This window comes from Streptomyces sp. NPDC051180 (assembly GCF_040689545.1).
Lineage (GTDB): Bacteria > Actinomycetota > Actinomycetes > Streptomycetales > Streptomycetaceae > Streptomyces.
The window spans coordinates 45,175-65,423 of sequence record NZ_JBFBBC010000009.1 but is presented as its reverse complement, the minus strand read 5'-3'; the positions used below and the strand labels follow the sequence as shown (position 1 = coordinate 65,423).

20 protein-coding genes are annotated in these 20,249 nt (G+C 74.4%); 9 read left to right on the top strand and 11 right to left on the bottom strand.

Annotation, left to right across the window (positions count from 1 at the left end; translation table 11 throughout):
• Positions 1-19: 19 nt before the first annotated feature.
• Together AB0424_RS17775 and AB0424_RS17770 are read right to left on the bottom strand one after the other, a co-directional pair.
• Positions 20-2,374, bottom strand: a complete 2,355-nt coding sequence (locus AB0424_RS17775; protein ID WP_366306372.1) for an excinuclease ABC subunit UvrA — start codon at positions 2,372-2,374, stop codon at positions 20-22.
• A 9-nt stretch (positions 2,375-2,383) separates the two neighbouring features.
• Entirely contained in the window at positions 2,384-3,460 is a 1,077-nt protein-coding gene (locus AB0424_RS17770; RefSeq protein ID WP_366306371.1) for an MsnO8 family LLM class oxidoreductase, read from the bottom strand.
• A 94-nt stretch (positions 3,461-3,554) separates the two neighbouring features.
• Between AB0424_RS17770 and AB0424_RS17765 the strand changes: the two genes are divergently transcribed.
• Positions 3,555-4,043: a hypothetical protein gene (locus AB0424_RS17765; protein ID WP_366306369.1), complete on the top strand. Its 489-nt coding sequence runs from the start codon at positions 3,555-3,557 to the stop codon at positions 4,041-4,043.
• Between the two features lie 128 nt (positions 4,044-4,171).
• Here AB0424_RS17765 and AB0424_RS17760 read toward each other — a convergent pair whose 3' ends face one another.
• Positions 4,172-4,387: a dodecin gene (locus tag AB0424_RS17760; RefSeq protein ID WP_366306367.1), complete on the bottom strand. Its 216-nt coding sequence runs from the start codon at positions 4,385-4,387 to the stop codon at positions 4,172-4,174.
• Positions 4,388-4,666: 279 nt separating this feature from the next.
• Between AB0424_RS17760 and AB0424_RS17755 the strand changes: the two genes are divergently transcribed.
• The 3 genes from AB0424_RS17755 (at position 4,667) to AB0424_RS17745 (ending at position 7,749) form a co-directional block, all read left to right on the top strand.
• Positions 4,667-5,917: an extracellular solute-binding protein gene (locus AB0424_RS17755; protein ID WP_366306365.1), complete on the top strand. Its 1,251-nt coding sequence runs from the start codon at positions 4,667-4,669 to the stop codon at positions 5,915-5,917.
• Between the two features lie 138 nt (positions 5,918-6,055).
• A complete protein-coding gene (locus AB0424_RS17750) occupies positions 6,056-6,853 on the top strand; it encodes a GNAT family N-acyltransferase (protein WP_366306363.1) in 798 nt (265 codons plus the stop codon).
• Positions 6,850-7,749, top strand: coding sequence for a lysophospholipid acyltransferase family protein (locus tag AB0424_RS17745; protein ID WP_366306361.1), 900 nt, complete (start codon positions 6,850-6,852; stop codon positions 7,747-7,749). The genes AB0424_RS17750 and AB0424_RS17745 overlap by 4 nt, the downstream gene beginning before the upstream one ends.
• Here the strand turns inward: AB0424_RS17745 and egtD are convergent.
• Genes egtD through egtA form a run of 4 tightly spaced genes read right to left on the bottom strand, consistent with a single transcriptional unit; the run spans position 7,644 to position 12,035 of the window.
• Positions 7,644-8,609, bottom strand: a complete 966-nt coding sequence (gene egtD, locus AB0424_RS17740; protein WP_366306359.1) for an L-histidine N(alpha)-methyltransferase — start codon at positions 8,607-8,609, stop codon at positions 7,644-7,646. The genes AB0424_RS17745 and egtD overlap by 106 nt on opposite strands.
• Positions 8,606-9,358 (bottom strand): ergothioneine biosynthesis protein EgtC, encoded by a 753-nt coding sequence (gene egtC / locus AB0424_RS17735; RefSeq protein WP_366306357.1) that lies wholly within the window; start codon positions 9,356-9,358, stop codon positions 8,606-8,608. The genes egtD and egtC overlap by 4 nt, the downstream gene beginning before the upstream one ends.
• Positions 9,358-10,779, bottom strand: a complete 1,422-nt coding sequence (gene egtB / locus AB0424_RS17730; protein WP_366306355.1) for an ergothioneine biosynthesis protein EgtB — start codon at positions 10,777-10,779, stop codon at positions 9,358-9,360. Before egtB ends, egtC begins: the two co-directional genes overlap by 1 nt.
• A complete protein-coding gene (gene egtA / locus AB0424_RS17725) occupies positions 10,776-12,035 on the bottom strand; it encodes an ergothioneine biosynthesis glutamate--cysteine ligase EgtA (protein ID WP_366306353.1) in 1,260 nt (419 codons plus the stop codon). Before egtA ends, egtB begins: the two co-directional genes overlap by 4 nt.
• 206 nt (positions 12,036-12,241) lie before the next feature.
• Between egtA and AB0424_RS17720 the strand changes: the two genes are divergently transcribed.
• Together AB0424_RS17720 and AB0424_RS17715 are read left to right on the top strand one after the other, a co-directional pair.
• Positions 12,242-13,072 carry a TIGR02452 family protein gene (locus AB0424_RS17720; protein ID WP_366306351.1) on the top strand — a complete coding sequence of 277 codons (831 nt, stop codon included), beginning with the start codon at positions 12,242-12,244 and terminating at the stop codon, positions 13,070-13,072.
• 102 nt (positions 13,073-13,174) lie between these two features.
• On the top strand, positions 13,175-13,342 hold the full coding sequence (locus tag AB0424_RS17715; RefSeq protein ID WP_366306349.1) for a hypothetical protein: 168 nt from the start codon (positions 13,175-13,177) through the stop codon (positions 13,340-13,342).
• A 142-nt stretch (positions 13,343-13,484) separates the two neighbouring features.
• Here the strand turns inward: AB0424_RS17715 and AB0424_RS17710 are convergent, their stop codons facing one another.
• The 4 genes from AB0424_RS17710 to AB0424_RS17695 all read right to left on the bottom strand — a co-directional run bounded on the left by AB0424_RS17710 (position 13,485) and on the right by AB0424_RS17695 (position 17,254).
• Positions 13,485-14,906 carry an SPFH domain-containing protein gene (locus tag AB0424_RS17710; RefSeq protein WP_366306347.1) on the bottom strand — a complete coding sequence of 474 codons (1,422 nt, stop codon included), beginning with the start codon at positions 14,904-14,906 and terminating at the stop codon, positions 13,485-13,487.
• A gap of 83 nt (positions 14,907-14,989) precedes the next feature.
• Complete coding sequence (locus tag AB0424_RS17705; RefSeq protein WP_366306345.1) at positions 14,990-15,220, bottom strand: hypothetical protein; 231 nt, start codon at positions 15,218-15,220, stop codon at positions 14,990-14,992.
• 14 nt (positions 15,221-15,234) lie between these two features.
• A complete protein-coding gene (locus AB0424_RS17700) occupies positions 15,235-15,942 on the bottom strand; it encodes an alpha/beta hydrolase (RefSeq protein WP_366306343.1) in 708 nt (235 codons plus the stop codon).
• 43 nt (positions 15,943-15,985) lie between these two features.
• Positions 15,986-17,254 carry an MFS transporter gene (locus AB0424_RS17695; protein ID WP_366306341.1) on the bottom strand — a complete coding sequence of 423 codons (1,269 nt, stop codon included), beginning with the start codon at positions 17,252-17,254 and terminating at the stop codon, positions 15,986-15,988.
• A gap of 155 nt (positions 17,255-17,409) precedes the next feature.
• On the opposite strand from AB0424_RS17695, the gene AB0424_RS17690 reads away from it, so the two are divergent.
• From AB0424_RS17690 to AB0424_RS17680, 3 genes are all read left to right on the top strand, one after another.
• The gene (locus AB0424_RS17690; protein WP_366306340.1) at positions 17,410-18,444 is read left to right on the top strand and encodes a LacI family DNA-binding transcriptional regulator; all 1,035 of its coding nucleotides are present in this window, start codon (positions 17,410-17,412) and stop codon (positions 18,442-18,444) included.
• Positions 18,445-18,533: 89 nt separating this feature from the next.
• Positions 18,534-18,803 (top strand): hypothetical protein, encoded by a 270-nt coding sequence (locus AB0424_RS17685; protein ID WP_366306338.1) that lies wholly within the window; start codon positions 18,534-18,536, stop codon positions 18,801-18,803.
• Between the two features lie 153 nt (positions 18,804-18,956).
• A complete protein-coding gene (locus tag AB0424_RS17680; RefSeq protein ID WP_366306336.1) occupies positions 18,957-20,144 on the top strand; it encodes a thiolase family protein in 1,188 nt (395 codons plus the stop codon).
• The last annotated feature ends 105 nt before the right edge of the window (positions 20,145-20,249 follow it).

The following is a 20,249-nucleotide window of genomic DNA, read 5'->3' as shown; positions in this document are numbered from 1 at the left end:
GGGCGCGGGGTCCGGGGCCTCAGGCCCCGGACCCCAGGGCCCGGGCCAGGTACGGCGCGGTGCGGCCGCCGGCCGTCCGCGCCACCTCGGCCGGCGGACCGGCCGCGACCACCCGGCCGCCCTCGTCGCCCCCGCCGGGGCCGAGGTCGACGACCCAGTCCGCGGTGGCGACCACGTCCATGTCGTGCTCGACGACGACCACCGTGTGCCCGGCGTCCACGAGGCCGTGGAGCTGCCGCATGAGCACCTCGACGTCGGCCGGGTGCAGCCCGGTCGTCGGCTCGTCGAGGACGTACAGGGTGGGGGAGCGGTGGGGCCGCTGGAGTTCGGAGGCGAGCTTGATCCGCTGGGCCTCCCCTCCGGACAGTTCGGTGGCCGGCTGCCCGAGCCCGAGGTAGCCGAGGCCGACGTCCAGCAGCGTCCGCAGGCTGCGCGCGGCGGCCGGGACGTCGCCCAGGAAGACGGCGGCCGACTCCACCGTCAGGCCGAGGACCTCGGCGATGGTCAGGCCCCGCAGGCGGACCTGGAGGGTCTCGGGGTCGTAGCGCGCGCCGTGGCAGTCCGGGCAGGGGGCGTACGTGCTCGGCAGGAAGAGCAGCTCCACCGACACGAAGCCCTCGCCCTGGCAGGTCTCGCAGCGCCCGCCGGGCACGTTGAAGGAGAAGCGCCCCGCCTTGTAGCCGCGGGCCGTCGCCTCCTCCGTCTCGGCGAAGAGCCGCCGCACGACGTCGAACAGGCCGGTGTACGTGGCGAGGTTGGAGCGCGGCGTGCGGCCGATCGGCCGCTGGTCCACCGTCACGAGGCGGCCCACGCCGGAGACCTCCGCGGTCAGCGCGCCCACGAGGGTGGACTTGCCGGAGCCCGAGACGCCCGTGACGGCGGTGAGGACGCCGACCGGGAAGGCCGCGTCCACCCCGTCGAGGTTGTGGCGGGTGACCGGGCCCGTCCGCAGCCATCCGGCCGGGGTCCGCACGGTGCGTGCCGGAGCCGGGGTCCGGTCGAAGAGGAAGCGCCGGGTCGCGGAGGCGTCGACGTCCGCCAGGCCGCTCGGCGGTCCGCTGTGCAGCACCCGTCCGCCGTGCACACCGGCCCGCGGGCCGACGTCCACGAGCCAGTCGGCGTGCCGCACCACGTCGAGGTGGTGCTCGACGACGAAGACGGAGTTGCCCGCCGCCTTGAGCCGGTCGAGCACCACGAGCAGGGCCTCGGTGTCCGCAGGGTGGAGTCCGGCGGACGGCTCGTCGAGCACGTACACCACGCCGAAGAGTCCGGAGCGGAGCTGGGTGGCGAGCCGCAGCCTCTGGAGCTCGCCGCTGGAGAGGGTGGGGGTGGCGCGGTCGAGGCTCAGGTAGCCGAGGCCGAGTTCGGTGACCGTGGCGATCCGCGCCACGAGGTCCCCCGTGAGCACCCGGGCCGTCTCCGAGCCGTCGGCCGCCGCCCCGGACAGGAGCCGGGACAGCTCCGTCAGCGGCAGCGAGGCCAGATCGGCGATGGTCCGGCCGCCGAACGTGACCGCCAGCGCCTCCGGCCGCAGCCGGCCGCCGCCGCACACCGGGCACGGCGCGCTGGTGAGGAAGCGCTCGGCCTTCGCGCGCAGCGAGGCGCTCTTGGAGTCGGAGAAGGTGCGCATGACGTAACGCCGGGCGCTCATGTACGTCCCCTGGTAGGGGCGTTGGATACGGTCGGCGTCCCGCACCGGGTGCACCGTGACGACCGGCTGCTCGTCGGTGAAGAGGATCCACCGCCGGTCCTCGGCGTCGAGCGCGCTCCACGGCCGGTCGACGTCGTAGCCGAGCGCGTCCAGCACGTCCCGCAGGTTCTTCCCCTGCCAGGCGCCCGGCCACGCGGCGATGGCACCCTGACGGATCGACAGCCCGGCGTCGGGGACGAGCAGTTCCTCACTGGTCTCGTGGACCCGCCCCAGGCCGTGGCACGAAGGGCACGCGCCCGCCGCCGTGTTGGGCGAGAACGCGTCGGAGTCGAGCCGGTCCGCGCCGTCCGGGTAGCGGCCGGCCCGGGAGTACAGCATCCGCAGGGAGTTGGAGAGGGTGGTCACCGTGCCGACGGAGGAGCGGGCGTTCGGCGAGGAACGACGCTGCTCCAGGGAGACCGCCGGCGGCAGCCCGGTGATCTCGCCGACCGCGGGCGTCCCCACCTGATGGATCAGGCGCCGCGCGTACGGCGCCACCGACTCGAAGTACCGCCGCTGCGCCTCGGCGTAGATCGTGCCGAAGGCCAGCGACGACTTGCCGGAGCCGGAGACCCCGGTGAACGCCACGAGCGCGTCGCGCGGGATGTCGACGTCCACCCCGGCGAGGTTGTGCTCACGGGCGCCGCGGACGCGGACGTACGGATCGTGCGGACTGTCGTGCATGGGTCGATTTTAGCCACCGATCACCGTTTGGCCTGGTCGGGGCGGTGGTTCGGGCCAGGAAGCGGCCGTCCGGGCCCGCGGCGCAAGGCCCACGGCGTGCGCGAGCCGACGGTACGACTCGGTCAGCGCCGCACGGTCGTAGGTGCTCGTGGTCACCAGCACCTCCTGCGCCCCCGTCTCCTTCACCGCCTCTTCGAGGGCCGCGGCGACCTGCTCCTCCGTACCGTGGACGTGGCCGGTCAGCCCCGTCTCGTAGAAGCCGCGCTGCCGCTCCGTCATCGTCAGGGCCTCGATCCGCTCGGGGGCGTCGAGCGGCGGGAAGTCGCCCCGGGTGCGCGCGTACGCGAGCGACCACGCCTCCGGGACCAGGAGCCGACGCGCCTCCGCCTCGGTGGCGGCCACCGCGACCGTCCCTGCGACGGCGACGTAGGGCTCGGCGGCCAAGGGCGAAGGCCGGAAGGCGGCACGGTAGGCGTCGACGGCCGCCAGGACCCGGTCACGGGAGCGCAGGTCGCCGATGACCAGGGGGAGCCCCGCGTGCGCGGCGATCCCCGCGCCCTCGCCGGTCGCGAGGACGAACGGCGGCACCCGCAGCCCCTCGGCGGGCCGTGCGTGCACCTGGGGGTGGGCGGCGGGCCCGCCGGTGAACCAGCCGAGGAGCTCGTCGAGCTGCTCCGCGAACCGGTCGGCCTCGTCCTTGTCCCGTCCCAGGGCCCTGCGGACGCCGTCCGTGAAGCCGACCGAACGCCCGACCCCCATGTCGATCCGGCCGGGGAAGAGGGACTCCAGGACGCCGAACTGCTCGGCGACGACCAGGGGCCGGTGGTTGGGGAGCATCACCCCGCCGGTGCCCACCCGGACGGCGGAGGTGGCGGCCGCCGCGGCCGCGGCCAGGACCGTCGGAGCCGATCCGGCGACCCCGGGGACGCCGTGGTGCTCCGACACCCAGAAGCGGTGGTAGCCGAGGGCCTCCACCTCCTGGGCGAGGCGCACGGTGTTCCGCAGCGCCCGGGGCGCGTCCTCGCCCTCCCGGGTGCGCGACCGGTCGAGGACGGAGAAGCGGATGCCGCCGGGGAAGGTGCTCACACCGGGTTCAACGCCCCGGAGCGGGAGGGATTCCCGGGGAGGGGCCGCCGGTATGTCCCGGGCGGCCTCGCCGGGCGGCTTCTACGCTGGGTCCGTGACATCGGACCACCGGCCCCTGGCCGTCTTCGACCTGGACAACACGCTCGCCGCGACCGCGCACCGCCAGCACTTCCTGGAGCGCAGGCCCAAGGACTGGGAGGCGTTCTTCGCGGCGGCGCCCGACGACCCGCCGCTGGACGAGGGGGTCGCGCTCTGCCTCGACGCGGCCGGCGAGTGCGAGGTCGTCTACCTCACCGGGCGGCCCGAGCGCTGCCGCCGGGCGACCGCGGACTGGCTGGCCGCGCAGGGACTCCCGCAGGGGGCGGTCCACATGCGCCGCAACCGCGACTTCCGGCCCGCCCGGGTCACCAAGGTGGAGATCCTGCGCCGGCTGGCCGTCGACCGTACGGTCAGGATGCTGGTCGACGACGACACGGCCGTCTGCGACGCGGCGGAGGCCGCCGGCTTCCGGGTGGTGCGCGCCCGCTGGGCGGAGCCCTCCGACGCGCTGAGGGAGGCCCAGGAGAAGGAGGGCCGCACCTGACCGGCCGTACCCGACCGGCGACACCGGACGGGCCGCACCCGAAAGGCCGCACCGGGCCCGAGGCAGCCACACCGGTGGCCCGGCGGCCCGGTGGCCCGGCGTCCGGCCGGCGGCCCCGGCCCGGCGGGTCAGTCCTCGTCCTCCAGGCGGAAGCCGACCTTCAGGCCGACCTGGTAGTGCTCGATCGCCCCGTCGACGATGTGGCCGCGTACCTGGGTGACCTCGAACCAGTCGAGGCCCCGCAGCTTCTGCGAGGCGCGCTTGATGCCGTTGCGGATGGCCTCGTCGACGCCCTCGGTGGAGGTGCCGACGATCTCGGTGACGCGGTAGGTGTGATTCGACATGGGGGCCGAACTCCTCTCGGTACGTTCCCTCCACGGTGCCCCAGGGCGTGACGGCGCGCGACACGACGGGGGCCGGGTGGACGCCCGGGAGCTACCGGCGGTAAGGGGATAGATCGTCCGTCCGCGGGGCGGAACGGGATCGTCAAGGACTTGACCATCCGGTTGGTCCAGACCAGAATCCAGGCCACATACCCGCGCGAACACCCCGTTCGGTCCCCCCATGTCGGGTCAGCCCCCCATGCCGCACGCCCCTGTGCTGAACCGCAGAAGGTGACCCACGTGAAGAACCGCCATCTCGCCTGCCCCCTGGCAGCCGCCACCGCGCTCGCCCTCGCCGGGTGCGGGATGCTGCCGGGCGGAGGCGGCCAGACGAAGACGGTCCACATCTGGCTGATGCGGGACAGCGTCAGCGAGGACTTCCTCAAGCGCTTCACGGAGACCTACGAGGACGAGCACGACAACGTCGAACTCGAGGTCACCATCCAGGACTGGACCGGCATCGGGAAGAAGGTCACCGAAGCCATCAAGGGCTCCGGCGGCCCCGACGTCATCGAGGTCGGCAACACCCAGGTCGCCCAGTACGCCGACACCGAGAAGCTCTTCGACCTCACCCTGGAGTCGGTCCGCGACCTCGGCAGCGAGGACTGGCTCCCCGGTCTCGCCGAGCCCGGCAGCATCGGCGGATCGCAGTACGGCATCCCCTGGTACGCCGCCAACCGCATCGTCATCTACAACAAGGACCTGTTCCAGGACGCCGGCATCGACAAGCCGCCGGCCACCCGCGCCGAATGGCTCGCCGACACCGAGAAGCTCAACACCGACGGCAACCAGGGCATCTACCTCGCCGGACAGGACTGGTACACCCTCGCCGGATTCATCTGGGACGAGGGCGGGGAACTCGCCGTCGACAAGGGCGGCGAATGGAGCGGCGCGCTCGCCTCCCCCGCCGCCCGGCGCGGCATGGCCTACTACAAGCAGCTCCAGGCCCTCGGCTCCGGCCCCAAGAACGCCGACGAGCAGAACCCGCCGCAGGCCGACGTGTTCGCCCGGGGCGACGTGGCCCAGCTCATCGCCACGCCCAGCGCCGTCGCCGCCATCCTCAAGGCCAACCCGGCGCTCAAGGACAAGCTCGGCTACTTCCCGATACCCGGCGCCAAGGCCGACCAGCCCTGCGCCGTCTTCACCGGCGGCTCGGACCTGATCATCCCGGAGAACGCACCCGAGCGCACCGCCGCCATCGACGTCGTCAAGGCGCTCGCCGGCGAGAAGTGGCAGTCCGAACTCGCCCGCACCATGGGCTACGTCCCCAACAAGAAGAGCCTGGCCGGCGTCGTCTCCGGCCAGGAGGCCACCGCCGTCATGGCCAAGGCCGCGGCCCGGGGCAGGGCCACCCCCAACTCCCCGCAGTGGGCCAGCGTCGAGGGGGACAACCCCATCAAGCCGTACATGACGGCCGTCCTGACCGGCGAGGACCCCCTGAAGGCGGCCGAGCAGGCGTCCGCGGCCATCACGGACACCCTCGCCGAATAGCATTCAGCGGGTCCACACCCACGAGTCCCCGGACGGTCAACTCGAATCCAGCCGGTCACGGAAGAAGTAGGGAGCCGGGCCACCGCGCGAGCGGTCCCGGCCCGCCCCTTCCCCTTCCGTCTGCCGGAGGAGCCCGTCATGACCGCACCGACGCCCACGCTCGCCGTCCCCGCACAGCCCCGGGCCCGCGCGGAGCAGCAGCCCGCCCCCCGGTACGTCGTCGGTCTCGCCCGCGACCAGGAGGAGGTGCGGGCCGCCCAGCGCCTGCGCCACCTGGTCTTCGCCGGCGAACTGGGCGCCCGGATCGACGGGCCCGAGCCGGGCCTCGACACCGACGCCTTCGACGCGTACTGCGACCACCTCCTCGTCCGCGAGGAGACCACCGGCGAGGTCGTCGGCACCTACCGCATCCTGCCGCCCGACCGGGCCGCCGTCGCCGGCCGCCTCTACGCCGAGACCGAGTTCGACCTCACCCGGCTCGCGCCCATCCGGCACGACCTCGTGGAGGTCGGCCGCTCCTGCGTCCACCCCGCCCACCGCAACGGCGCGGTCATCGCCCTCATCTGGGCCGGACTCGCCCGCTACATGGCCACCACCGGCCACAACTGGCTGGCCGGCTGCTGCTCCCTCCCGCTCGCCGACGGAGGCGGCCTCGCCGCCGCCACCTGGGACACCGTCAAGGCCAAGCACCTCGCCCCCGAGGAGCACTGGGTGACGCCGCACAAGCTCTGGAGCCCGCAGGGAGTCACCCGCCCCGAGGGCCGCACCGAACTTCCGCCCCTCCTGCGCGGCTACCTCAGGCTCGGCGCCTGGGTCTGCGGCGCCCCCGCGCACGACCCCGACTTCGGCGTCGCCGACCTCTACGTCCTGCTCTCGCTGCGCCGCACCAACCCCCGCTACCTCGCCCACTTCCTGTCGCTCGCCCCGGCGCGGTGAACGGGACCACGGCACCCTCGCCGTGGCTCCCCACGGCACCCTGCACCCCGGGCCGGTGCGTCGCCCACCCGCACGCCGATGGCCGTGACCGGGCGGCCGTCCGGACCGCCCTCGCCGTGCTCCGGCTGACCGCCGGGACCGGCGCCGTCCTCGTCGGCGTCCTGCTCGCCCCGGCCGCCGCCCTGCTCCCGGACGCCATCCGCACGGCCCTCGTCCGCCGCTGGGTACGCGCCGTCGTCCGTGCCTTCGGGGTGCGCGTCCGCTACGAGGGCCGGACTCCCGGCCCGGCCGACGGCCCGCTCCTGGTCGTCGCCAACCACGTCTCCTGGCTCGACATCCCCCTCGTCGCGGCCGTGCTGCCCGGCCGGATGGTCGCCAAGGCGGAGGTGCGCCGCTGGCCCGTCCTCGGTGTGCTCGCCGCGCTCGGCGGCACGCTCTTCCTCGACCGGGACGGGCTCCGCGCCCTGCCCGGGGCCGTCCGCGGGATGACCGGCGTCCTCGCGGCCGGCGGCCGCGTCGTGGTCTTCCCCGAGGGGTCGACCTGGTGCGGCCGGGCCGGCGGCCGGTTCCGTCCGGCCGCCTTCCAGGCCGCACTCGACGGCGGGGCCGACGTCCAGCCCGTACGGATCGCCTACCGGCCCACCGGAGCCGCCGCCTACGTCGGGGACGATCCCCTCGGCGCCTCGCTGTGGCGCGTCGTCACCACCCGCCGCCTCACGGCCGAGGTCCGGCTGCCGGAGCGGATACCCGCTTCCCGGCACCCGGACCGGAGGTCACTGGCCGCAGCCGCTCAGCGGGCCGTCGCGAGCGACAGCGCGAACCGGCCGTCGCCGTCCGTCCACCAGCGGTCCAGATCGAGGTCCGCCTCCGCGAGCTCCGCCCGGACACCCGCCTGACGGAACTTCGCGGACACCTCCGTCCGCATCTCCTCGCCCGCCGCGAACGGCACCACGAGGTCCAGCTCCGGGATCTTCACGGTGAGCGCGCGGCGGGCGCGCAGCCGCATCTCGATCCACTCGTGCGCGTCGTCCCACACCGCCACGTGGTCGAAGGCGTCGGGATCCGCGTCCGCGCCCAGCTCGCGGTCGATGACGGACAGCACGTTCTTGTTGAACGCCGCCGTGACCCCGGCCGCGTCGTCGTACGCGGCGACGAGCGTCGCCTCGTCCTTCACCAGGTCCGTGCCGAGCAGCAGGGCGTCCCCGGGGGACAGCATCGCCCGCACCGAGCGGAGGAACGTCCGCCGCTCGGCCGGGAGGAGGTTCCCGATCGTGCCGCCGAGGAAGGCCACCAGACGCGGTCCCGGTGTCCCCGGCAGGCCGAGCCCCCGGGTGAAGTCGGCGACCAGCGCGTGCACCCGCAGCCCCGGCCGGTCGGCGAGCAGCGACTCCGCCGCCCCGGTCAGCGCGGACTCGCTGACGTCCACCGGCACGTAGCTGTCCAGCCCCGGCAGCAGGGCGTCGATCAGGAACCGGGTCTTCTCCGAGGAGCCGGAGCCCAGCTCCACCAGGGTCCTGGCCCCGGTCGCCGCGGCGATCTCCGGCGCCCGCTCCACCAGGATCTCCCGCTCCGCCCGGGTGGGGTAGTACTCGGGCAGCCGGGTGATCTCCTCGAACAGCTCGCTGCCCCGGGCGTCGTAGAACCACTTCGGCGGCAGTTCCTTGGGGAAGCGCGACAGCCCCTGCAGGACGTCGGCGCGAAGGTCGGCGCCGGCGGCGTCGGGGGCGAGGGTGCGGGTCAGCTGGAACGGGCTCACGCGGATGGCTCCTTGAGCGGGGTGAGGGTGACGTCGGCGCGGGTGGCGGTCACGAGCGTGTGCCCGGGCACCTCCCGCCAGCGGGGATCGTCGTCGTACGGTTCGGAGGCCACCACCACCCGGTCGGGACCCCTCAGGTACCAGAGGCCGTTCTCCCAGGCGGTCGCGGCGATGGTGACGCCGTCGGTCAGCAGCAGGTTCAGCCGGGAGCCGGGCGCGGCGGCCGCGGTCTCCCGCACGGTGTCGGCGAGCGCCCGGCCGGGCGCGTCCCCGGCCCGCAGCCGGTGCAGGACGAGCGCCCACAGCAGCGCCGAGTCGCTCCGCGCCTCCAGCGACAGCAGCTCCTCGGCCGGCAGCGCGCCGGCCGCCGGGGCCAGGGAACCCGGCCAGCCGGTGACCGCGCCGTTGTGGCTGAAGAGCCACGGCCCCGCGGTGAAGGGCGCCGCCGCCGCCTCCCCGTCGGCGCCCGGCAGGGTGGCCCCCCGGACCGCGGCGAGCAGCGCGCCGGAGCGCACCACCCGGGCGAGGTCCGCGAACGACAGGTCGCCCCAGATGGGCGCCGCCCGCCGGTACCGCGCGGGCAGCGGATCGCCCTCGGCGTACCAGCCCACGCCGAAACCGTCGGCGTTCACCACCCCGCTGGACTGCGTACGGGGCTCCCAGGACTGCCGCAGCAGCGCGTGCTCCGGCCGGACGAGCAGCTCGCCGAGGGCCACCGGCTCGCCCAGGAAGGCGATGTGACGGCACATCAGTCGAGCTCCGCGCTGCGTGCCGTGCGGAAGCCGGAGAAGATCTGGCGCCGCACCGGCAGGTCCCAGTTGCGGAACGTGCCCCGGCAGGCGACCGGGTCCACCGCGAACGACCCGCCCCGCAGCACCTTGTACTCCGGACCGAAGAACACCTCCGAGTACTCCTTGTACGGGAAGGCGGAGAAGCCGGGGTACGGCAGGAAGTCGCTCGCCGTCCACTCCCACACGTCACCGATCAACTGCCGGACGCCGAGGGGGGACGCGCCCTCGGGGTAGCTGCCCGCGGGTGCGGGACGCAGATGCCGCTGGGCGAGGTTGGCGTGCTCCGGGCCCGGCTCCTCGTCACCCCAGGGGAAGCGCCGCGAGCGCCCGGACACCGGGTCGAACCGGGCGGCCTTCTCCCACTCGGCCTCCGTCGGCAGCCGCCGGCCCGCCCACCGCGCGTAGGCGTCCGCCTCGTACCAGCTCACGTGCAGCACCGGCTCGTCCTCGGGGACCGGTTCCGTCACGCCGAACCTGCGGCGCGTCCACCCGCCGCCCTCCCGGCGCCAGAACAACGGCGCCCCGATGGAGTGCTCCCGGATCTGCGCCCAGCCCTCCGGGTGCCACCAGCGGCGGTCCGTGTAGCCCCCGTCGGCCATGAACGCCAGGTAGGCGCCGTTGGTGACCGGCGTGGTGTCGACGTAGAACGGCGGCACGAGGCGGGGGTGCGCCGGACGCTCGTTGTCGAGTGCCCACGGCTCGTCCGAGGTCCCCATCGTGAACGGCCCGCCGGGCACCAGCACTTCGGCGGGCAACGGCCCGGACCGGTGGGCAGGCGGCGGGGGCGCGGTCAGTGCGGCCGGCCCCTTGCGCAGCTGATGGGTGATCAGCATCGTCTCGTCGTGCTGCTGTTCGTGCTGGGCGATCATGCCGAAGGCGAAGCCCGCGTCGAGCAGCGGCCGCCCCTCCATCGGCGCGCTCGCCAGCACGTCGAGCACCCGGGTCCGTACGTCCGCCGCGTAGGCGCGGGCCTCCCCGGGAGGGAGCAGCGGCAGGGACGGACGGCTGGCCCGCGGATGCTCGAACGCGTCGTAGAGCGAGTCGATCTCGGGCCGCAGCGCGTCCCGCCCGGCGACGGCCCGCCACAGCCACTGCTCCTCCTGGTTGCCGATGTGCGCCAGGTCCCAGACCAGGGGCGACATCAGAGGGGAGTGCTGGGCGGTCAGTTCGCCGTCCTCCACGCAGGAGGTGAGCAGCGCCGTCCGCGCCCGCGCGGCGGTCAGCGCCTCCAGGGCGCGCGTCCGCAGGGCCTCCGGGGCGGCTGCGCCGGAGGTCCCGGCACCGGTGGTCCCGGCGCCGGAAGGGCCGGACGTCGCCGGACCGGCAACCCGTGCGTGCCCGGATTCCGTACCGATCGCGCCGCGTGTTCCCTCGGTCATGACGTCACCGCCTGGAGCTCGTCGGCCGGGCAGCTCCCGGGGATCACGTACCGCTCGCGGAAGGCGCCGACCGCGCGCCGGACCTCCTCGCCCGCCCCGAGCCGGGGGAGTGCCTCGATCGCGGCGTCGAACACCGTCCGGGCGGCGGCGTGCAGCCCGGGATCGGTGAGGCCGTCGCGGGCTGCCGCGAGCCAGAGCGGATTGCGCGGGGCGGGTCCCGGACCCGCCCGCTCGCCGAGGGGTTCCAGCGCCCGGTAGACGGACTCCGCCGCCTCCGGGTCCTCGAACACCGCCGTCGTCACGGCCACCGGCACCATCCAGCCGTCGGGGCCCGACTGGGCGTCGACCATGCGCAGTTCCAGATGGCCGCGGGGCCGCACCGGCGGGAAGAGCGTCGTCATGTGGTAGCGCAGATCGTCCGCGTCGGCCCGGCGCGGGTGACCCGTGTGCAGCCACTCCCGGAAGGACAGGCCCTCCGGCACGGCCCACGGGCCCTCGTCGGCCCGCACGCACAGCACCGGGGTGTCGAGCACGTGGGCCGCCCACTCGGCGCGCGGTTCTCCGTCCGGCGACGGGGCCAGCGCCCGCCGCGGGTCGAGGTCCGCCCAGAACGCCTGCCGCGTCGAGCGCCAGCCGGTCCGGCGGCCGCCGTGCACCGCGGAGTTGGCGAACGCCGCCACCAGCACCGCGCCCAGCAGGTGCGCCATCCGCCAGCGCCGCCGGTAGCCGAGCGGCCCCGCCTCCTCCACTCCCGCGTCGAGACAGATCTGCACCGACGCCGAGTCGCACATCATCGCCCGCCCGGCCGGTCCGGTGCGGCCGAGCGCGGTCTCCATCGCGTCGTACCGCGGCTCGTGGAGCACCCGCTCGCGCGGGGCGTGCCACGGGTCGACGCCGTAGCCGCTGAGCGTGAGCCCGAGGGGCCCGAGCGCGCCCCGCACCGCCCGCAGGTCCGCGGCGAGGGAGTCGAGGCATTCCATGAGGGAGCCGGCCGGGCGCGAGCTGAGCTCCAGCTGCCCGCCGGGCTCGAACGTCAGGGCCGACACCAGGGGCAGCGACCGCACGGTGTCGACCGCCGCCGCGAGCCTCGGCGGCCGTACGGGTGTCCGCGGGTCGCGCAGGTCGTGCACCAGCCACTCCAGCTCCGCCCCCACGGTGCGGGGCGGGCCGGTCTTGAAGCAGATACATCGCAGCAGGTCCTCGGCCTCGCCCTCGGTGAGGGGCGGCCCGCCGCGCGGTATGCCGCTCGACGCCATCCGTGCACCTCCTGATCATGGGGCGTGGCCCCGGGAAGTCGCTGCTTCCACCTAAAGCCACCTCCGACCGGCATGCAAGAGCGCCTCAGGCGCCCCGCACGCTCCCCCTGTGCCCCCGTTCGTCCGAAACCTCACCCCTCACGGCCGCGCCGACGCCCCGGGAAAACCCGTTGCCCCGCGTCCCCCGAAAAGATCATCCTGACCGCATGAGTGCACGACTGCGCGCGATCGCGCGGCAGACCGAGGAGATCGTGGCCGCGGGCCGCTACCGGGCCCCGGACGGACGCACCGTCTCCCTCGCCGACGACCTGGCCGCCGCCCTGTCCGGTACCCGCCTCCACGGCCCCGGACCCGTCGCCGTCACCCCCGACACCGACCGCACGCCCACCCTCGACGTCACCGGCGAGAGCAGTCTGGCGGCCGCCCGCAGGATGACCGCCGCCGACGCCTCCCGCCCGGTGGCCGTCCTCAACTTCGCCTCCGCCCGCAACCCCGGCGGCGGCTACCTCAACGGCGCCCAGGCCCAGGAGGAGGCCCTCTGCCGCTCCTCCGCCCTCCACGCCACCCTGCTGCGCGCCCCCGACTACTACGCGCACCACCGCGCCGAGCGCGACGCCTTCTACTCCGACCGGGTCATCCACTCGCCGCGCGTGCCCGTCTTCCGCGACGACCGCGGCGACCTGCTCGCCACGCCCTTCACGGTCGGCTTCCTCACCTCTCCCGCGCCCAACGCGGGCGTCGTCCGCCGCACCGCCCCCGACCGGGCCCACCGGCTGCCCGCCGCCCTGGCCTCCCGCGCCGAACGCGTCCTGGAGACGGCCGCCGCGGCCGGCTACCGGCGGCTCGTGCTCGGCGCCTGGGGCTGCGGGGTCTTCATGAACGACCCGGCGGACGTCGCCGGCGCCTTCAAGGCCCTGCTCACCGGGGACGGACGCTTCGCCGGCCACTTCGAGGAGATCGTCTTCGCCGTGCTCGACCGCTCCTCCGGCGCCAGGACCCTGGCCGCCTTCACCCGGGTCCTCGGCGGCGGCGCCTGACCCGCTGCGGCGGCCCGGCGCCCGGCATGCGCCCTCCGCACCCCCGTGCCACGCTGGGGGGACACGGACCACAGTCCGAGACTCCTCACGGGAGGCACGATCGTGGGCAAGAAACAGACCCGGACCAATCGGGGAGCCCGTACCGGCGGTCACGAGCACCGCACCGAGGCCGCCGCGAAGGAACAGACGCCGGCACCCCCGAGAGAGAGCTCGATGCCCCTCGTGGAGCACGCGTCCCACCGCAAGGAGCGGAAGTTCGGCCACAACTGAGGCCGGCCACCCGGCGGAGCCGACCCGACACGCACCGATCCGGGGCCAGTGAGCGGGGCAGGGGAGCCGACGGGGGTACGAGGACGGGGCCCGGCGCCGGGAAGGCGCCGGGCCCCGTCCGTCACTCCGCGACGGAGGCCGCCTACGCGTCGTCGCCGATCGTGATCTGTACGCTCCCCTCCGCCCGCGCGACGGGCTGCTCCGGCACGTTCGCGCCGGTCTGCCGCTCCGGCGCGGCCGGATTCATCGTGGCCAGCAGCTGCCGGGCGAGACCGAGCCCGGTGCCGCCCATCGTGAGCGCCTTGGCGAACACGTCCGCCATCCCGTCGGCGCCGTTGAGCAGCACCATCTGGTCGACGTTCCCGAAGGCGGAGGCTCCGGCGGAGACGATCTCCGGCCATTTCTCCGCCAGCTGCTGGGCGACCACGGCCTCCTGGTTCTCCGCGAGCGCCGCCGCACGGGCCTTGATCGCCTCGGCCTCGGCCAGACCCTTCGCCCGCGTGGCCTCCGCGACCGCCAGACCCTGCGCGTGCTGCGCCGCCGCCTCGGCCTCACCGGTGAGACGCGTCGCCGTCGCCCGCGCCGCGCTCGCCAGCTCGGTCTCCTTCGCCTCGGCCTCGGCCGCCGAGATCCGGGCGTCACGCTCGGCCGCGGCCAGCGTCCGGGTCTCGTAGGCCATCGCGTCCGCCGGCTTGCGGACCTCCGCCTGCAGCTGCTGCTCCTTGCGGTGGCCCTCCAGCTCCGCGACCCGGGTCTCCTGCACGACGACCTCCTGCCGCGAGGCCGCCTCGGCCAGCGGACCGGCCTGCCGGGCGCGGGCGGACGCCTGGTCCCGCTCGGCCTGGTAGCCCGCCTGGAGGATCTCGCTGTCGCGGGTCGCCTCCGACATGCGCGCCGCGGCCTGCTGCTCCGCCTCGGTCGCCCGCCGGTTGGCCTCCGCCTGGGCGATCCGCGCGTCCCGCTGGACGGCGGCTGCGTGCGGGGCGGCGAGGTTCTTGATGTACCCGGTCGGGTCCTCGATCTCGTGGATCTGCAGCGAGTCGACGATCAGGCCGAGCTTCTCCATCTCCGTGCCACAGGCCGAGCGGGCCTGTCCGGTCAGCTTCTCCCGGTCACGGATCATGTCCTCCACGGTCAACCCGCCGACGATGGCGCGGAGATGACCGGCGAAGACGATGTGCACCCGCTCCGACATCAGCTTCTGCTGGTCGAGGAAGCGGCGGGCCGCGTTGGCGATCGACACGAAGTCGTCACCGACCTTGAAGATCACCACGCCCCGCACCTTGAGCGGAATGCCCTGGTGGGTGACGCACTCGACGGACAGCTGCGTCTCGTTGAGGTCCAGCGACAGCTTGCGCACCGCCTGGACGCCGGGCAGGACGAGGGTGCCGCGGCCGGTGACGATGCGGAACCCCATGCCCGCGCCGAGACCCTCGTTCTTGTGGTTGGAACCGGAGATGATCAGCGCCTCGTTGGGTTCCGCGACGCGCCACATCATCTTGAACACGGTGATGACGACGACGAAGGCGCCGCCGACGACGGCCGCCAGAATGCCGATGCCCATGGGCAAGGTCCCCCTTCACCGGAGCCGAGCGGACCCGGTGAAGGGAGTGTGCGCCCGCGGCGGGCGCGCTCTCAACGGTTCGGTCAACTGTCGTACGCGGCTGTGACATAGACGGTGCGTGGAGGGAGATGTTCCATGACCATCACCACCGTCCCGGTCTCGATCCGCTCCTTCGGCGTCGCCGGATAGGCGAGGAAGTGCTCGGCGCCGCCCCGGATCCGGACGATCACCTCGCCGACGAGGCCGGGGCCGACGGTGCCGGTCACCCGGCCGAGCAGTCCCACCATCGCGGAGTCCATCGACGCGTCGTCCATGCCTGAACGGTACGTCAGATCCATCCGTCCAGCGCGGACATGAACCCCTCGAAGTCGTCCCGGTGGACGGTGTGGCCGGCCCCTGCCACGGTACGGACGACGAACCCGCGCTCCGCCAGCATCCCGGCCGCGCCGGGCGGCACCAGCGTGCTCGGATCGGCGAGTGTGACGAGGGACGGCACGACGGCGCCGGCCGGCCACATGTCGGCGCCCCTGAACTCCTCCAGGGCGTAGGCCGTCCGCTCGTCCCATGCCCGTACGGACGCCATCTCGACGTCGACGTCCTCGTCCGGCCAGTGCGGGTTGAACGCCCTGACCTGCTCCCTGGTCAACGACTTGCCGCGGACGAAGAGGCCGGCCCGGTAGCCGGCCGGGCCGGACCCGAGGTGCCAGGCGGGGTCGGAGTAGACCGCGCGCGCGGGCTTCAGCCGCTCCACCGCCTGCGCCAGGACGAGGGCGCCGAGCGAGTGGCCGACGGCCAACTCGGCGCCCGTGGGCAGGGTCTCGACCAGATCGTCGGCGTGGTCGCCCGGACGGTACCGCTCGGGGCCGGGCGGCCGGCCGCTGGCCCCGTGCCCCCGCAGGTCCACCGCGACCGCCCGGTAGCCGCGCTCCGCGAGCGCCGGTCCGACCCGCCGCCAGGTGCGGTGGTCGGCCATGAGGCCGTGGACGAGCAGGGCGATCCGGTCACCGGATCCCCAGGTGGTGGTGTGCAGGCGCACGGTGCCGCCTCTCCGTCGTGCTCGGGGGTGCCGCCGACCGGGGTCAGCGCACGCTGCGGATGGGGCGCACGGCGAGCGCGCCGAGCACCGACAGTACGGCCGCGATCAGGAAGAGCGCCGTGTATCCGCCACTGAGGGAGACGACGAGGGAGGCCACGAACGGGGCGATGATCTGCGGTCCCGCGTTGGCGACGTTGAGCACGCCCATGTCGCGGGCGGCGTCCTCGGCCTTGGGCAGCACCATCGTCACCAGAGCGGTGTCGACGGCCATGTAGCAGCCGAAGCCCAGTCCGTTGACGACGGAGAAGGCGAGCATCGCCGTCCAGCTCGTGGAGACGGCCGGGATGAGGAGGGCGACGGCGGCGAGCGCCGCGGACGCGCCGACGAAGAGCTTCCGGCGGTCGTAGCGGTCCGACAGCCAGCCGCCGAGGACCGTGGACACCACCATGGCGACCGAGTTGAGCGGCATGAGGATCGCCACCGCCTCCTCGGCGGTGAGACCGGCCGGCAGGGCGATGTGGTCCTTGAGGATGTACAGCTGGAACCCGGCCACCGCGAAGTAGCCGAGGACCAGCAGGGCCCGGCCGATGAACGCCCACCGGAAGTCGTGGTCCTTGAGCGCGCTGCCGAAGGCGGCGATCTGCTCCCTGACGGGCAGGGCGGCCTTCGGGGGCATCCGCTCCTCGCGGGCGCAGGCGGTGAAGAGCACGGCGGTGGCCGCGACGATCACGCCGAAGACCAGGTATCCGGTGCGGTAGTGCTCGGAGAACGCCGCGCCCACGAGGGCGCCGACGGTCGAGCCGACGGGCAGGCCGAGGCCGACGGCGGCGGACGCCCTGCCGCGCGAGGCCGTCGGCACCCGGTCGGGCACGACGGAGGTGAGGGCGGCCTGGTAGACGTTCATGACCGCCTGTCCCAGACACCAGACGATGGTGACCAGCAGGATCGTGTGGACGCTGCCGAGCAGCAGCATCACCGGGACGGCCAGCAGCCCGCCGGCCAGGATCCACGGGTTGCGCCGTCCCGAGCGGTCCGAGAGGGCGCCCGCGACCGGGTTGAAGACGGTGGCGAAGATCGCGGATATGCCGGAGACGAGGCCGAAGTTCGCCACCTTGTCCGCCGGGTCGATGGCCTCGATCTGGAGCGCGAGGAGCATGCCGGGGACGCCGATGTACAGCGCGTACATCGCGGTGTTCCCGGCGAGGAGCAGAGGCAGCAGGCCGCGGGTCGGCCGGGTGGCGGCGGGGGTGCCGGCCGTGTCGCCGGCGGTGCCGGGCGAAGCGGTGCCGGAGCCGGGGGAGGAAAGGGCCACGGTGCCCTCCTGGGGAGATCGCCCGACGAGGGGGCGAGGAGCGGATCGAGCGAGGAATTTACACGTGTCAGTGACACGTGTGAGCATTGTGTAGCACTGCATTCCGGCCATCCGCCAGACCCTGTGCCGGATTGTTCTGGAAAGATGCCGAAGCGATGAGCCAGCCAATCGAACAGTCCCCCGACCGCCCCGCCGGGCGCGCGGTCCCGACCAGCGCCGACGTCGCCCGCCTGGCCGGCGTCTCCCGGGCCACCGTGTCGTACGTCCTGAACAACACCGCGGCCGTCCGCATCAGCGAGCCCACCCGCCGCCGCGTCCGCGAGGCGGCCGAGGAGCTGGGGTACGTCCCGCACGCCGCCGCCCGCAGCCTGCGCGCCGGCCACAGCCGGATGGTCCTGCTGCCGACCGCCCACGTCCCGGTCGGACCGCTCTACAGCCAGTTCTTCGACGACTTCCAGTGGGCCCTGCGGCGCCTCGACTACACCGTCGTGCAGTACGGCAGCGTCGGCCTGCGCGCCGAGGAGGCCGCCCGCGCCTGGGCCGAGCTGCGGCCGGTCGCCGTGGTCTCGCTCGGCGAGGCCGAGCTCTCCGCCCAGGGCGTCGAGATCCTCAAGCGGTCCGGGGCCCGGGCCGTGATCACCCTCGGCACCCAGCGGGTCGAGGGCACCCACGCCCTCGTCATGGACCAGGGCCGGGTCGGCGAGGTGGCCGCCGCCCACCTGGTGGAGACCGGCCGCCGCCGGATCGGCGTCGTCGTCCCCGAGGCGCCGGGCCTCGACATGTTCTCCGGCCCCCGCCTCGACGGGGCGCGCCGCGCCGCCGAGGGCACCGGCGCCGTCGTCGTCCCCCTCCCGCTGGGCTACGACGAGGAGTCGGCGCGGGCGCTCGCCGCGCGCTGGCGCGAGGAGGGGCTCGACGGCGTCTTCGCCTACAACGACGAGTACGCCATGCTCCTCATGCGGGCCCTCCAGGACGAGGGGATCTCCGTCCCCGGGGAGACCGCCGTCGTCGGCGCCGACGACCTCCTCCTCGGCCGACTGCTGCGTCCCCGCCTCAGCACCGTCTCGATCGACATGGTCCTCGGCCGCGAGCTGGCCGAGCTCGTCGACCGCGCCGTGCGTGACCCCGAGGCCCCCGCGGTCGCCCGCTCCCTCCTCGACTCGCGGGTCGTCCGGCGGGAGTCCAGCTGACCGACCGCCGCGGCACCGGGCCGGGCGGGGCACCAGGCCCGGCCCGGCGCCGTCCTGCGGGACTCCCGTCCAGCGCCTAGCGTCGGTGCATGAGCACAGTTCCGAAGCGTTTCGAGATCCTGCTGGTGGCCGAGCACGTGGAGGACCGCGGCGGCGCCTCCGTACGGGACAGCGCCGTCCGCTCGGCCGTCGTCGAGGCCACCGGGCGGCACGGCGAGTCGGGCTACCCCATCTACGAGGGCCACGGGCTGCGGGCCGACATCGACCCCGAGACGCGGACCGTCGAGGCGCTCCTCGTCGACGGCCGCGAGCTGGACTACGGCCTGACGGCGCTCGCCCGGCCCGTCGACCGCTCCTGACGTGCCGCTCCCTCCCCGCCGCACGACCGGAAGCCGCCCGTTGACAGGGCGGGCCGTCGGACGCACACTCTGCGCGCGCATGCTGGCGAAAGATATTTCACCAGGCGAACAGAGTCGTTCCGAAGGTCACGCAGGCCACGTGGGAGAGAACCGATGAGCATCCGCGACGTCTACATCGTCGACGCCGTCCGCACCCCGATCGGGAAGTTCGGCGGAGCCCTCGCCGGGACGCGCCCCGACGACCTCGCCGCCCATGTGGTGAAGGCCCTCGTCGAGCGCACGCCCGCGCTCGACCCGGCGCGCGTCGACGACGTCTACTTCGGCGACGCCAACGGCGCCGGCGAGGACAACCGCGACGTGGCCCGCATGGCCGTCCTGCTCGCCGGACTGCCCGTCTCGGTGCCCGGCGTCACCGTCAACCGGCTCTGCGGCTCCGGCCTGGAGGCCGTCATCCAGGCGGCCCGCGCCATCGCCCTCGGCGACGCGTCGGTGGCGATCGCGGGCGGCGTCGAGTCGATGTCCCGTGCGCCCTGGGTCCTGCAGAAGCCCGAGCGGGCCTTCCCCGCCGGCCACCAGCAGCTCCACTCCACGACCCTCGGCTGGCGCATGACCAACCCGCGGATGCCCGCCGAGTGGACGGTCGGGCTCGGCGAGGGCGCCGAGCTGATCGCCGACAAGCACGGCCTCACCCGCGAGCAGCAGGACGCCTTCGCCCTCTCCAGCCACCGCAAGGCCGCCGAGGCGTGGGAGAAGGGCCTCTACGACGCCGAGGTCGTCGCCTTCCCGGGCGTGGACCTCGCCCGCGACGAGTGCATCCGGGACGCCACGTCCATGGAGGCGCTCGGCCGGCTCAAGCCGTCGTTCCGCCCCGAGGGCGGCACCGTCACCGCCGGCAACTCCTCGCCGCTCAACGACGGCGCCGCCGCCCTGCTCCTCGTCGACGAGGAGGGACTGCGCGAGACCGGCCGGGAGCCCCTCGCCCGCGTCCGCACCTCCGCCGTCACCGGCATCGAGCCCCAGCTCTTCGGCCTCGGCCCGGTCGCGGCGGTCCGCCGCGCCCTGGAGAAGTCCGGGCACTCCTTCGCCGACCTGAGCGTCTTCGAGCTGAACGAGGCGTTCGCCGCCCAGGCGCTGGGCTGCCTCGCCGAATGGCCGGAACTCGATCCCGGGATCGTCAACCCGCGCGGCGGTGCCGTCGCCCTCGGCCACCCCCTCGGCGCTTCCGGAGCCCGGCTCGCCGGCTCCGTCGCCCACCAGCTCGCCGCGGCCGGCTCGGGCACCGGCCTCGCCGCCCTCTGCATCGGCGTCGGCCAGGGCCTGGCACTGGTCCTGGAGCGCTGACCCTGCCCCGCGGGACCCGCGCCGCCCGGCACGCACGGGCACCGGCCCCGCGCCCGGTGCCCCGCACCTGACGCGAAAGGGGTACGGGAGCCACTCCTGCTCTCC